At 58.9% G+C, this 13,016-nt stretch carries 13 protein-coding genes and 2 tRNA genes; all 15 read right to left on the bottom strand.

Going from position 1 to position 13,016, the window contains the following annotated elements; translation table 11 throughout:
* Positions 1-30: 30 nt before the first annotated feature.
* The gene (locus tag JFN93_RS05010) at positions 31-1,449 is read right to left on the bottom strand and encodes an NlpC/P60 family N-terminal domain-containing protein (RefSeq protein ID WP_199382896.1); all 1,419 of its coding nucleotides are present in this window, start codon (positions 1,447-1,449) and stop codon (positions 31-33) included.
* 257 nt (positions 1,450-1,706) lie between these two features.
* On the bottom strand, positions 1,707-2,465 hold the full coding sequence (gene fdhD, locus JFN93_RS05015) for a formate dehydrogenase accessory sulfurtransferase FdhD (RefSeq protein ID WP_199382897.1): 759 nt from the start codon (positions 2,463-2,465) through the stop codon (positions 1,707-1,709).
* Positions 2,466-2,571: 106 nt separating this feature from the next.
* Positions 2,572-3,831: a hypothetical protein gene (locus JFN93_RS05020; protein WP_199382898.1), complete on the bottom strand. Its 1,260-nt coding sequence runs from the start codon at positions 3,829-3,831 to the stop codon at positions 2,572-2,574.
* 243 nt (positions 3,832-4,074) lie between these two features.
* Positions 4,075-4,221: a four helix bundle suffix domain-containing protein gene (locus JFN93_RS05025; RefSeq protein ID WP_236021535.1), complete on the bottom strand. Its 147-nt coding sequence runs from the start codon at positions 4,219-4,221 to the stop codon at positions 4,075-4,077.
* Between the two features lie 141 nt (positions 4,222-4,362).
* A tRNA-Pro gene (locus JFN93_RS05030) sits at positions 4,363-4,439 on the bottom strand.
* 1 nt (position 4,440) lies between these two features.
* Positions 4,441-4,785 (bottom strand): MerR family transcriptional regulator, encoded by a 345-nt coding sequence (locus JFN93_RS05035; protein ID WP_199382899.1) that lies wholly within the window; start codon positions 4,783-4,785, stop codon positions 4,441-4,443.
* Positions 4,786-4,787: 2 nt separating this feature from the next.
* Positions 4,788-5,069 carry an integration host factor subunit alpha gene (locus JFN93_RS05040; protein ID WP_199382900.1) on the bottom strand — a complete coding sequence of 94 codons (282 nt, stop codon included), beginning with the start codon at positions 5,067-5,069 and terminating at the stop codon, positions 4,788-4,790.
* An 85-nt stretch (positions 5,070-5,154) separates the two neighbouring features.
* Positions 5,155-7,560: a phenylalanine--tRNA ligase subunit beta gene (gene pheT, locus JFN93_RS05045; protein ID WP_199382901.1), complete on the bottom strand. Its 2,406-nt coding sequence runs from the start codon at positions 7,558-7,560 to the stop codon at positions 5,155-5,157.
* Positions 7,561-7,675: 115 nt separating this feature from the next.
* Positions 7,676-8,692, bottom strand: a complete 1,017-nt coding sequence (gene pheS / locus JFN93_RS05050) for a phenylalanine--tRNA ligase subunit alpha (protein WP_199382902.1) — start codon at positions 8,690-8,692, stop codon at positions 7,676-7,678.
* 206 nt (positions 8,693-8,898) lie between these two features.
* Complete coding sequence (gene rplT, locus JFN93_RS05055) at positions 8,899-9,252, bottom strand: 50S ribosomal protein L20 (protein WP_199382903.1); 354 nt, start codon at positions 9,250-9,252, stop codon at positions 8,899-8,901.
* A gap of 226 nt (positions 9,253-9,478) precedes the next feature.
* On the bottom strand, positions 9,479-9,676 hold the full coding sequence (gene rpmI / locus JFN93_RS05060; RefSeq protein ID WP_199382904.1) for a 50S ribosomal protein L35: 198 nt from the start codon (positions 9,674-9,676) through the stop codon (positions 9,479-9,481).
* A 27-nt stretch (positions 9,677-9,703) separates the two neighbouring features.
* Complete coding sequence (gene infC, locus JFN93_RS05065; RefSeq protein WP_199382924.1) at positions 9,704-10,225, bottom strand: translation initiation factor IF-3; 522 nt, start codon at positions 10,223-10,225, stop codon at positions 9,704-9,706.
* A gap of 11 nt (positions 10,226-10,236) precedes the next feature.
* Complete coding sequence (gene thrS, locus JFN93_RS05070) at positions 10,237-12,147, bottom strand: threonine--tRNA ligase (protein ID WP_199382905.1); 1,911 nt, start codon at positions 12,145-12,147, stop codon at positions 10,237-10,239.
* A gap of 181 nt (positions 12,148-12,328) precedes the next feature.
* Positions 12,329-12,403, bottom strand: a tRNA-Val gene (locus JFN93_RS05075).
* A 331-nt stretch (positions 12,404-12,734) separates the two neighbouring features.
* Positions 12,735-13,016 (bottom strand): transposase (locus JFN93_RS05080; RefSeq protein WP_199382906.1); only part of this gene is annotated, 282 nt, incomplete at its 5' end.

A 13,016-nucleotide genomic window follows, 5' to 3' on the forward strand; every position in this document is an offset into this window, starting at 1 on the left:
GAACGCTTTGAGCTTTAAAGGGCAGCAAACTTACCGTTTCCCTCCGCACCGGTCGGTAATCGTCCCCATCTCGGAGATCCGGTCGACCAAAGACCGCCCCGAGAGCAGCCCCAGTTCCTTTCCCGGCTCCAGGGTCGTAATCACCACCTTCCCGATCATCTTCTCCCGCTGTCCCTCCCCCCGCTTGACCGGAACCGACCAGGCGTCGTGGAGCACCAGGTCGCGCCCTTTGCTGTCCGTCCCCACATACAACATGATATGGCCGGTCTTGTGCAGAATGCTCAGGAAAGGTTTTCCGTCCCGCCTGATGATCTGCCGTTTTTCCTCTGGGGTACGTCCGGCCAGCGGAACCGTCTTGGGAAACGATGCGATCTGATCGGACGAGGTCCTGGGAAGCCAGATACCGAAGGGAAGAAAGAAGTCCCGAAGCAGGGCGGAGCAGTCCCGCAAGCCGTACATCTCACCCCAGCCATACGGTTCCCCCATCATCTGGTTGCCAACCGCCGCGACTGTCTCCGCAGTGAACTCCACGGGAAAGGATCGCGCGTCCTTGCGGGCCAGGGTGACGACGGCGCTGCGCGCCTTGGCTTCGTCCCCCGCTCCGGCAACAGTGACCTGGATAGAATCCGGGCTTTCCTGCACCACCGGAAACAGGGTGCCGAGTTTGGCGTGAAACCGTAGCTGATAGCCGTCCGTGATCGGCACCTGGTCATGGACCAGAACCGCAAGGGGCTGCTTCATCCAGGTATCGGCAAAGCCATGATCAACCAAAGCCACGTCGCGGGCCTGGATCCACCCATTGCTATAGGGGGTCTCGACGAAAAGCCAGACTCCGTCCCGGGTGGCATGCACGACCCGGAGCGGTTCGTTCAGCTTGAGCTGCGGATACTCCAGCATGTCGAAGGGGAACCCGTCGCGGCTGTCGAATAGCGGGAGCGAGGTCGGCAGCCCCCGCAGGTGCCCAGGTGCCACGGCAATGGCAAGATCGGAACGGGAAGGGAAGCTCCCCAGGTTGCAGGAGTCAATAAGTTCGTGCAGCCATTTCGGGTCAACGCGACGCAGGTTCACCCCGAACCAGGTATGGTGCTCGAGTTGGCGCATGGATTCTATGGTGTCGGCGCGGTCATAGAGGGAATGGGTGGCTGTCCAGGGCGCAAAGTAGCGCGAACGGAACTCGCGCAGGAGGTTGTCGCGGCAAGCAGGCTCGATTTTGAGCTGGTTCCCGGCCGCAGCGGCGAGCTCATCGAGTTTTTGCGGAATTTCCGTGACGTCGGCTACCTCGTGGTCGGGATAGAAAAGCGGCATTTGCGGCTCCGGCGCGGTTTCCACGGGAACGGCCTCGATGACGGTCGTCCCTTCTTTGGCGGTTCGAGTGGTGGTGCAGGCGGAGAGAACCAGTAACGGAAGAACGAGAATCATACGGGAGGAAGGAATGAGGTAGCGGTTCATCTTCTGCTCCATTGGATGTGGTTGTTAGAGGCGAGGCACAAAACAAAAGGCCGGCAACGTGAAGCGCCGGCCTTAGGGAGTATAGCGTGTTTTGTATGCCAGACCACAAGGGAGTGGGCGGCACGGATGGAGAGGATACCTGGTTCCGGGAGAAGAAAAACGTAGAGCGACATTCTTGCCGCGATTTCGTTCAGGTGATCGAGCCAGGGATGTCGCTCCTACCGCGATGGTCTTTATTAGGAGAACGGTACCTCGGCCTAGAGGATAAGCCTTTGGTGGTTCGCATAGACCTTGAACTTGGCGGCCCGCACGTACCCGATCAGGGTAATGCCCGCCTCCCGGCAGAGCTTGACCGCAAGATCGGTCGGAGAAGTCCGGGACGCGATAACCAGCACCCCCAAGGCTGCCGCCTTGGCGGCCATCTCGGCGGACACGCGCCCGGAGGTAACCAGCAGGGTCTCCTTCAGGTCGGTCCTTCTCAGCAGCGCCTCGCCGGCAATCCGGTCCAAGGTGTTGTGCCGTCCGATGTCTTCGGCATGCAAGAGGAGATCGCCGTCGGCATCGCCGATGGCCGCGGAATGCACCCCGCCGTGGGTCCGGTACAGATGGGATTTCTCAGCGAGTTGCTCCATCAGGGAAAAGATCGCCGCCGGCGCGAACTGCCGGTCGCTTTGTTGCCGGTCGAGATGCATGGGTAGAGAGTAGGTAATCCCGGTGCCGCACCCCGAGGTAAGGATAGGCTTGAGTTTTTCCGGCAGTTCTCCACGTATCCTGACGTTGGCAATACCATAGTCATTGCATACGCTCAGCATCAGAAAATCCTCGACGGAAGAGACGAATCCCTGCACCCGGAGAAATCCGGCTACCAGGAAGCGCAGATCGTGCGGCGAGGCGATCAGCGTCACCATTTCGCGGTCGTTCACCCTCAAAACCAGCGGAAATTCGCTCACCACATCCGATTCGGCCGGTGTCAGCGCGCCGTCGGCATAGACATGCACTTCATTTTTCAAAGACATGCTCGGAACAGCTCCTTCATGGTTGTTACGTCTTTGTCGGTAAAAAAAATCGTAGGGGCGCAGCATGCTACGCCCCTACGAACACCTATCTGGCTAAGAACTCCAGTTACTTTTCTGCCTTCGACTTGGCCGGCGCCTTCTCTTTCGCCTTCTCGCGCTCGACGAGGTAGTTGGCGGTGAAGATGTAATCGTCGAGGTAGTCGCGCTTGCCATCCTGGTTGAGATCGTATTTCGGTGCGGCGGAGGTTCCGCGCTCCTTCAGGAACTGCACGAAGTCCGCCTCGGTGACGTTGCCCGGCTTCGTCAGGTCGACCCGAGCTTTGGGAGCTACCGCCAAGGGGAGTTCCTGGGGCACACCGTTAACCAGCATGCTGACGCTCGCCTGGGTCGCACCTTTATCGGGACGCACCTCGATCTGCCATTCGCCGTCCCCCACCTTGGTAAGGGACACGTAGTGGACGGCGCGGAACGCGAAGTTCGGCGCTCTTTCACCGCGCACCTTGGAGACGGTCAGCTTGACCGTCCCCTTGCCATCGGCGATAGCAACAGGCGGGTCCTGGACGAAGTTGGCGACGCCTTTTCGGTCAAAGAGAGCAATCAGGTTCTTCGGCGTACGCTCGCCGTCGAAGGTCCGGAACCGTTCCAGGACGCTCGGCACGACAACCGGAGCGGCATCGCCGGCCTGCTCCACCGCCATCGAGCGGGATTCCGGGGCAGAGGAAGCCGCTTCCCGGGAAGCCGAAGACGGAGCTGCCGCGACCTGCGGCTCAGGCTGAGCCGGCTGAGGAGCGACCTGCTCCTTGGCCCTCGAAGACGAATCGTCGGTAGTGCTACCCGGCATGGTCACCGTACCGCCGATTACCGCGGTTCCGGTAGTGGTGGTTGCGGTGCCGCCGCTGACGGTGCTCGTGGTGCCGGTGCCGGTGGGACTCTGGTCGCCACTGCCCCCGGTATCGCCGGTCGTGGTGGTACTAGGGGTCGTGGTTCCGCCACCTGTGGTTGTGGCGATGTCCTGCCCGTTGGGGTCGATCATCTTTTTAAAAGTGATGTTCAAAGAACTGGTCGGCTCTGAGCCGGCGAACTTGATGGTAACCAGGGCTCCGCTACCGGGCAGGGTACCCGAAGTCACCAGGCCGATCAGGGAAATCTGACCGATGACATTCGTGTTGGCTTGGGTCATTCCCCCACTGAGCACCCCCCCGGTAAAGTTGACGGTCGCAGCGCCAAGGCTTTTGGAGTAGCTAACGGTAAGTTGCACCCCCGCGGCACCATCCATGCCACTGCCTTGCAGGACATAGGTATTGCCGGACACCTTATTGAACCACAAGTTGGCGGCAAAGGAGGTGCCGGCGCTTAGAGTGAGCAAAGTGACTACCAGCAGCGGTAATAGAATTTTCGGCTTGATCACAGCGACCTCACAAGAGAAGTTGGAGTAAGACAACTATGGACGCAGATGGTACAACAAAATATGAGAAATTCTACTTCACTGAGAAGAATAAAGTCAAGGTTGGCAGCTGTGAGCAAACTAGCACAGAGACCGCTTATTAATTCTCACCAACTACACATTGTAGACGCGGTGGACTGAGTGGACGAGGTGGACTTGTCGGAGTTACTTGTCTCTTCGCTCGCGCAGCATCCGGTAAAGCCGCACCGTAAAGCCACCCTCTGCCTGAAAGGCTGCGGCCTGTGCGGCAAGTTGCCGGTCCAGCAGGTTGCAAGCCACCGCAATCAGCACCAGCGCCGCATTGGCGGCCAACTCCGGATAGGAGCTCGGTCAGACCATGACGGAGCCTCTCTAGAGAAGTAGCCAAGTCCAGGTACCTTTCCTTCACCCGCAACCATCAGACTGCAGGCACAAAAAAACGGGGATCTGTCTTAGACAGTTCCCCGTTGATTTTGGTCGGTGCGACTGGATTCGAACCAGCGACCACTAGACCCCCAGTCTAGTGCGCTACCAGGCTGCGCTACGCACCGATTATTCGCTAATAGCGTCCCGCAGGCTGCGAAGTTCATCGCGGATCTCACGTATCATCTCGGTGAGCATGTCCTGCGGCACCTGAACTGCCACGGCCTTTCGCTTTCCCTCGATCCGCCGCTTGGCGCCCTCGATGGTGAGCTTTTCACCGTAGAGCAGGGTCTTGATTTCGACGACCTGGTCGACGTCTTTCCTGGTGTAGAGCCGTTGCCCGGAGGCGCTCTTCTTCGGCCGCAGGGAAGGAAATTCGGATTCCCAGTAGCGCAGCACCGAAGCGGGAAGTCCAGTGAAGGCTGAGACCTCACCGATCTTCAAATACAATTTGTCCGGCAGCCCGGCGTCCATGATTAGGACTGGACGTTGATGGCGGCTTTCAGCACCTGGCTCGGCTTGAAGGTGAGGATCTTTCTCGCGACAATGGTGATCTCTTCACCAGTCTGAGGGTTCCTCCCGCGGCGGTCGGCTTTCTCTTTGACAACGAAATTTCCGAACCCGGCAATCTTGATCTTGTCCCCTTCTTCGAGGGTGGACTTAATCAGATCGAATACCGTTTCAACCAGCTCGGCAGATTCCTTTTTGGAAAATCCTACCTTCTCATAAATTCTTTCAACGATGTCCGCTTTGGTCATAACCCCCTCAACAGCATTTCAAAAATTACCTACGGTCAACAGCGGCTTAATCTAATACCATAGCGTTTTTCATTTCGCAACTATTTTATCTTATTGTGACATTCAATTTTTTCTGCAGTGCAGCGAGCACTCTGGCATGCAATTCGCTCACCTCTTCGTCGGTCAAAGTACGCTCTTTGGAACCGTACCGAACTCGGATCGCGATGCTCTTCTGGTCGGCGGCGATGTTCGCCCCCTTGTACACATCGAAGATCTCCACACCCTCCAGCTCGGGTGCCTTGACGCCTTTCACGCAGGCGACAATCTCTGCGGCGGCGGTTACGTCCGGAACGAGCATGGCGATGTCGCGGAAGGTCGACGGGAAGCGGGACGGAACCTGGGCGGTACCCATCTCGCCACGAGCCTTGACCAGTTTTTCGAAGTTGATCTCCAGGTAGTAGACCGGAGCCTCGATGCCGTAGTTTTCCTGCACCGACGGATGCAGCTCGCCGAAAGAGCCGAGTTGGGTGCGGCCGGCAACGATACGGCAGGCTTTGCCGGGATGGAAGTACGGGTCGAGCTCGTCGGAGGCGTAGCTCACCCCGCCTACGTGCAGCTCGTCCAGGATGTTCTCCACCACCCCCTTCACGTCGTAGAAATCGATCCCGCCTTTGGCCTGATTCCAACCTTCGAGATCCCGGCTGCCGGTGAAGAGCGCCGCAAGGTAGATCGGCTCCTGCGGCAGTTCCTCCCCTTCGGTCGGGATGTAGATGCGGCGCATCTCGAAAATCCGCTGGTTTAGGGTGCGAAAGCTGATGTTCTTCACTACCGTTTCCAAAAGGCCCGGCAAGAGCGTAGTACGCATGACCGAGAGCTCGTCGGAGAGCGGATTCAAAAGCTTCACCCCGCACCGGCGGAAATCGTCTTGAGGGAGGAGAATCCGGTCGCAACTGGAAGGTGCGACGAAGCTGTAGTTGATTACCTCGGAAAGCCCCTGGCCGACCAGGAGATTCTTCACCAGGGAGAGGAGCTGCTGCCCCTCGGAAGGAAGGTGGGAATAAATGGCGGCATTCGGCATGGTGGTCGGGACGTTCTCAAAGCCGTGCAGGCGCACCACTTCCTCGACCAGGTCGATCTCGCGCTCGAGGTCCACCCGGAACAGCGGCACGGTGACCTGGAAGACACCGGGGCTCGTCTGGCTCACGGTGAACTCGAGGCGCTGGAAGATGTCCTCGACTTCGGCGGCGCTCAGGGAAAGGCCGGTGATGGCATTGATCTTCTCCAGGCGCGCGCTGATGGTGCGCGGCTCAACCGGCTGCGGATAGACGTCGATGGTCCCTTTGGCAACGGAACCGCCGGAAAGCTCGGCGACGAGCTGGGCGGCGCGGTCCAGTGCCCGGGTGAGCCCGGCGACGTCGGTACCGCGCTCGAAGCGGTGCGAGGATTCGGTGTGAATGCCGAGGCGTTTTGAGGTCTTGCGGATCGCGGACGGGTTGAAGTAGGCGCTCTCCAGAAGCACGTCGGTGGTGTTGTCCCCTATCTCGGAGTTGCCGCCCCCCATGATACCCGCCAGGGCGACACCCTTCTCGGCATCGCGAATGGTGAGATCGGCGGAGGTCAGCACGCGCTCCTGCCCGTCCAGGGTGTGGAAACGCTCCCCCTCCCCTGCCGCAGCGACGATGATCTTGCCGCCGGAAAGGAGGCGGTAGTCGAAGGCGTGCAGCGGGTGCCCGTACTCGAGCAGGACGTAGTTGGTCACGTCGACGATGTTGTTGATGGAACGGATGCCGGCGGCACGCAGGCGGTCGGAAAGCCAGGCCGGAGAAGGTGCCAGCTGGCAGCCACCGATGTAACGGGCCGTGTAGCGCGGACAGAGCTCCGGGGCGTCGATGGTGACCGAGGCCACGGTCTCGATCGGAGCACCGCTCTCGTGGACTTCCAGGCCCGGGTAATGCACCTTCTTGCCCAGCTTGGCGGCGACCTCGCGGGCGACACCGATGACGCTCAGGCAGTCGGCGCGGTTCGGGGTGAGGCCGATTTCGAAAATGGTGTCCTTGAGGCCCAGGGCATCGAAGACCGGCGTCCCGAGGGTCAGGTTCTCGGGAAGGATCATGATGCCGGCCGATTCGGCCGCCAGACCGAGTTCCTTCTCGGAGCAGAGCATCCCGAAGGACTCCTCGCCGCGGATCTTGGAGCGCTTGATCTTGAAGTCGCCGGGAAGCGTCGCGCCGATCTGGGCCAGGGCGACCTTGTCGCCGGTCTTGAAGTTCTGGGCGCCGCAGACGATGGAGAGCACCTCTTTGCCGTTATTCACCTTGCACAGGGAAAGCTTGTCGGCGTTCGGGTGCTGGGCCCGCTCCTCGACCAGAGCCACGACGACGTCGTCCATCCCGGCACCCAGGACTTCCATCCGGTCCACTTCCAGCCCGAGCATGGTCAGGAGATGGGAGAGTTCCTGCGGCGGCAGGTCGCAATCGACGAATTCTTTAAGCCAGTTGTAGGTAACTATCATAGGAATCCCTTTTCAAAATCATCGAGGGGAACTGGCAACGCCAGGTGCCCGTCACCCTTTCGGCAAATCGAGGGGGACCGGCACCTGCGGAGCCAGTCCCCTATTTCTGCGCATGCTAGAACTGCTTCAAAAAGCGCAGGTCGTTCTCGAAGAGAAGCCGCATGTCGGCGATGCCGTACTTGAGCATCGCGATCCTCTCGATCCCCATCCCGAAGGCAAACCCGGAATAGAGTTCGGAGTCGTAACCGACGTGACGGTACACCTCAGGGTCGACCATTCCGGCACCGAGGATCTCCAGCCAGCCGGACTCTTTGCAAACCCGGCACCCCTTGCCGCGGCAGATCACGCACGCGATGTCGACCTCGGCCGACGGCTCGGTGAACGGGAAGAAGCTGGGACGCAGGCGCACCCCGATGTCTTTCCCGAAGAGCTGGTTGGTGAAGAGGGTGAGGATCCCCTTCAGGTCGCCGAAGCTGATCCCCTTGTCGACCAAAAGCCCCTCGACCTGGTGAAACATCGGGGAGTGGGTGGCGTCGGAGTCGCAGCGGTAGACGGTGCCCGGGGCGATGATGCGGACCGGCGGCGGCTGCTTCAGCATGGTGCGGACCTGCACCGGGGAGGTGTGGGTCCGCAGCAGCACGTTTTCACCGACGAAGAAGGTGTCCTGCATGTCGCGGGCCGGGTGGTCCTTGGGGAAGTTGAGCGCCTCGAAATTGTAGAAGTCGTGCTCGATCTCCGGACCCTCGGCGACGGCGAAGCCCAGGGCGCCGAAGATGGAAACGATCTCTTCGGTCACCAGGGTGATCGGATGCTTGGAGCCGAGCGGCTTGCGACGCCCGGGGAGGGTGACGTCGAGCTTTTCGCCGGCGAGCTTGGCAGCCTTCGCCTTTTCGCGCACGGTCTTGAGGGTCGCCTCGATCCCATCTTCGAGCTGGGCCTTGACGGTGTTGACCAGCGCACCGATGGCCGGACGCTCCTCGGCGGACAAGGCACCAAGGCCCTTCATGACCGAGGTGATCTCACCTTTCTTGCCGAGATACTTGACCCGGAGTTCCTGCACCCCGTCTTCGCTGGCAGCCTGGGCGAGTTCGGCCTTTGCGGTATTCAAAAGTGCTTCAAGTTTTTCCTTCATGATTAGTAACCCTATGAACCAAAAGATTTTCTTAGGAACGAGAGGCGATAAGGCGGCAACACGGATGAAGGGGATAGAGGGGATTTTCGAACCGTTGGGGCATCCCCTGCATCCCCTTCATCCCTGTCAAAAAAGGAACTCAGAAAGAAAAAAAGAAATGAGACATTGCTATCCCATTTCTTTTTTTCGTTCCTGAAGTTTGTTTCTTAGAGGCCGGCTTTCGCAGCGTCGGCAAGCGCCGTGAATCCTTTCGGATCGGAGACGGCGAGGTCTGCCATCACTTTGCGGTCGATCTCGACCTGGGCCAGCTTGAGGCCGTGGATCAGCTTGCTGTAGGAAATGCCGTTGATCCGGGCAGCGGCGTTGATCCGGGTGATCCAGAGAGCCCGGAAATCCCGTTTCTTGACCTTGCGATCGCGGAACGCGTAGTTGAGCGCCCGATCGACCGCCTCGGTCGCGCTGCGGAAGAGTTTGCTCCGTGCACCCCGGTAGCCTTTGGCCAGCTTGAGAACCTTGTTTCTTCTGTGTCTCGCTTTAAAACCGCGCTTTACTCTTGGCATACATACTCCTAATGGTTTTATTTTGCCGGATCCGCAAGGGGAGACGATTCCTCACGGTTCTCGGACTTCGTTTAAACGGGGGGCGGGGGATAGGGATCGGGAGGCAGGGCATGACAAGGCCCAGAAGCGGACACAAAGATGAGAGGCAGCGCCTCTCGCTTTTGCGTCTGATTCCAGGCCGTCTAAGCCTTAACCGATCCCTGGCCCAGGGCCCCAGATCCCGTTTCTATTTGTACGGAATGAGCGCTGCGATGTTTTTGTGGTCGGAGGCAGCGACGATAGCGCCCTTACGGAGGTTGCGCTTGGTCTTCCGGGTCTTGGAGGTGAGAATGTGGCTGGTGAACGCGTGGCTCATCTTGATCTTGCCTGTGCCGGTCTTGCTGAAACGCTTGGCGGCGCCCCTATGGGTCTTGAGTTTAGGCATTGTTTTACTGCTCCTTTGTGGTGGTGTTTATTTCACTTTGGCGCGCGGGGCAACGATCATGAACATGCTCCGCCCTTCCATCTTTTGCTTTACTTCGACCACGGCAATATCCGCCAGTTCGGTCGTGAACTTCTCGAGGGCGGCCATCCCCAGTTCCTGGTGCGTGATCTCACGACCGCGGAAAACGACGGTGATCTTGGCCTTGTTCCCCTCTTCCAGAAAGCGACGCACGTGCTTGACCTTGAAGTCGAGGTCGTGATCGTCGGTCTTGGGGCGCAGCTTTACTTCCTTGAGCTGCACCTGGACCTGCTTCTTCTTGGCTTCCTGCTGTTTCTTGCTCTGCTGATATTTGAACTTGCCGTAATCCATGATACGGCAGACGGGCGGCACTGCTGTCGGAGAAACCTCGACCAAGTCCAGCTGCTGGCTTTCGGCCAATGCCAGGGCCTCACGCAGCGGTAAAATCCCGAGCTGCTCGCTATCCGCGCCTACCAGACGCACTTCTTTGGCCCTGATGGACTGATTGATGTTAACAGTCGGTTTAGCTATGACGCCACCTCCTACCGGTAGGATTTAACTTCGTTTTGGATGAATGAAATGAACTGGTCGGGAGTCATCCCGTCCAGGTTTTTGCCGTCTCTGAAGCGCGGGGTAACCATCCCGCTCTCCACTTCCTTATCGCCAATAACCAGCATATAAGGGACCTTCTGCAGCTGGGCCTCCCGGATCTTGAAGCCGAGCTTCTCGTTCCGGATGTCCTTCTGCACCCTCACACCGGCAGCACGTAATTGGTTGAACACCGCTTCCGCAAAGGGGATCTGGTTATCGGTGACCGTAACGATCACGGCCTGGACCGGAGCGAGCCAGGTGGGGAAGCTCCCTGCAAAGTGTTCGATGAGAACGCCGATGAAGCGTTCGATGGCACCCAGGATGACCCGGTGCACCATGACGGGCCGCTTTTTCTCGCCGTCGGCATCGACGTAGGTGAGCTCAAAGCGCTCCGGGAGCGTAAAATCGCACTGGATAGTAGCACATTGCCACCGTCTGTCAAGGGCATCGCGCAGTTTGATGTCGATTTTCGGCCCGTAGAACGCACCGTCGCCCTCGTTGATCTCGAACGGGCGTCCCGAGTCCTTCAACGCGGAGAGGAGCGCGTTGGTGGCAAGCTCCCACGCCTCGTCGCTCCCGATGGATTTTTCCGGCCGGGTGGAAAGTTCCATCTCGTAGTCGAAACCGAAGATCCCCATCACGTCGGAGACGAAGCTCAAAACGCCTTTGATCTCGGCATCAAGCTGCTCCGGGGTGCAGAGGATATGGGCGTCGTCCTGGGTAAAGCCGCGAACCCTGAGGAGGCCGTGGAGCACGCCGGCGCGCTCGTGGCGGTGCACGGTGCCCAGTTCGAAGTAACGCAGCGGCAGGTCGCGATAGCTTCTCAGGCTCGACTTGTAGATCATCATGTGGGCCAGGCAGTTCATCGGCTTGACGCCGTACCCCTGCTCGTCCACCGTGGTGAAATACATGTTCTCGCGGTAGTTCTCGTAGTGGCCGGAACGCTGCCAGAGCTCGGTCTTGAGGATCTGGGGCCCCAGGACGATGTCGTAGCCGCGCTTGAGGTGCTCCTTGCGCTCGAAATCCTCGAGGATGGTGCGGAGCATGGCCCCTTTCGGGTGCCAGATGACCAGGCCCGCGCCGACCTCGTCCGAGAAGGAGAAGAGATCGAGCTCACGGCCGAGCTTCCGGTGGTCGCGCTTCTTCGCCTCTTCGATCCGGGCGAGATAGGCTTCGAGTTCTTTCTTGTCGGCAAAGGCGGTGCCGTAGACGCGCTGCAGCATGGCGCGCTTTTCGTCGCCACGCCAGTAGGCGCCGGCGATGGAAGTGAGTTTGAACGCCTTGCACCAGGAAGTGCTCGGCAGGTGCGGTCCGCGACAGAGGTCGACGAAATCGCCCTGGCTGTAGAGCGACACGGTCTCGGCGCCAAGATCGGTGATCAGCTCGACCTTGTAGTCCTCGCCCATCCCCTTGAAAAGTTCGATTGCCTCAGCGCTGGAGAGCTCCTTGCGCTCGATCTTCAGGTTCGCCTTGGCAAGGTCGTGCATTTTCGCCTCGATCTTTTCCAGATCTTCCGGCGTAAAGGGATTCTCGTTGTCGAAATCGTAGTAGAAGCCGGTCTCGATGGCGGGGCCGATGGTGACCTTCGCCTTCGGGAAGAGTTGCTTGACCGCCTGCGCCATAAGGTGCGAGGTGGAATGCCGAATGATCTCCAGCGCTTCCGGGCTCTTCTCGGTGATGATCTCGGCTTTGACGCCATCGGAGAGTTTGGCGAAGGTATCGACCGGCTGGCCGTTGATCTTGCCGGCGATCGCGGCCTTGGCGAGGCCGGTCCCGATGGAGGCAGCCAAATCGTAAATGGTGGCACCTTCGGGAAGGGTCCGCTGCGAGCCGTCCGGCAGAGTTACTTTTATCTCGTTCATCGCAAGCCCCTTTTTTTCAGCATCTCCCGCGCTTTGGGCGGGAGGTCGGAGTGACAGGGTCAGCAGATACACCAAATCCCTCACCTCGCCTCCGGACCCCGGAAGAAAGATGAAGGCCAAAACTGAAAGAGGCATCGAAACTCGATGCCTCCGTCGAACCTCGAAAGGTATGTTTTTCTGATGGTAGGCGCGGGCGGTCTCGAACCGCCGACCTCTACCGTGTCAAGGTAGCGCTCTCCCCCTGAGCTACGCGCCTGTTTCCAACAGCTGTGTGCAACTCGGACTTTGTACCAAATATTAGAGGTTGAAGTCAACAAAAAAAAGCCAAAGAAGCGCCCTAGTCCGGTCTTCAGAGTGCAACAGGGGGCGATTGCAAACATAACTAGCGATTGTAGCGACAAAATTCACTTTGAGCTGGTCCATTTAAAACAGGGGAACGTTGAATATTCGCCCGCGAGGGTGGGATTGCCAGTTTTGAAGGTCGATAACGAAGGTTGCGCGGTCAAAAATCCAAACCGGGCATGACACACCCTCCTGGTCCGTTAGGATAAGGGCGTGTAAAGGATTTTGTGTAAATGCCCCATCGGCTACATAACGGGCATTCTTCCCTCGTAAATGATTGAGAACTGGTTTAGGGCTAGTCTCCATCCCGGAACTGCCTTGTACCAGGTCTTAGACACATTCCTAAACGCCAAGTACAGCAGCTTGAACATGGCTTCGTCGTTCGGGAAAGATCCTCGGTTCTTCGTTACCTTCCGTACCGACATGTTTAGGGATTCTATGGCGTTGGTGGTGTAGATGGCCCTCCTGATCTCGGGAGCATACGAAAAGAAGGGGATGATGTTATCCCAATTTCTTCGCCACGCTTT

Origin of the sequence: Geomesophilobacter sediminis (assembly GCF_016458275.1) — a bacterium.
GTDB lineage: Bacteria > Desulfobacterota > Desulfuromonadia > Geobacterales > Geobacteraceae > Geomesophilobacter > Geomesophilobacter sediminis.

Bases quoted from the DNA above. Each gene is read 5' to 3' on its own strand.
- JFN93_RS05010 (WP_199382896.1), bottom strand. From the start codon at position 1,449: ATGAACCGCTACCTCATTCCTTCCTCCCGTATGATTCTCGTTCTTCCG.
- fdhD (WP_199382897.1), bottom strand. From the start codon at position 2,465: ATGTCTTTGAAAAATGAAGTGCATGTCTATGCCGACGGCGCGCTGACA.
- JFN93_RS05035 (WP_199382899.1), bottom strand. From the start codon at position 4,785: ATGGACGCCGGGCTGCCGGACAAATTGTATTTGAAGATCGGTGAGGTC.
- JFN93_RS05040 (WP_199382900.1), bottom strand. From the start codon at position 5,069: ATGACCAAAGCGGACATCGTTGAAAGAATTTATGAGAAGGTAGGATTT.
- pheT (WP_199382901.1), bottom strand. From the start codon at position 7,560: ATGATAGTTACCTACAACTGGCTTAAAGAATTCGTCGATTGCGACCTG.
- pheS (WP_199382902.1), bottom strand. From the start codon at position 8,692: ATGAAGGAAAAACTTGAAGCACTTTTGAATACCGCAAAGGCCGAACTC.
- rplT (WP_199382903.1), bottom strand. From the start codon at position 9,252: ATGCCAAGAGTAAAGCGCGGTTTTAAAGCGAGACACAGAAGAAACAAG.
- rpmI (WP_199382904.1), bottom strand. From the start codon at position 9,676: ATGCCTAAACTCAAGACCCATAGGGGCGCCGCCAAGCGTTTCAGCAAG.
- thrS (WP_199382905.1), bottom strand. From the start codon at position 12,147: ATGAACGAGATAAAAGTAACTCTGCCGGACGGCTCGCAGCGGACCCTT.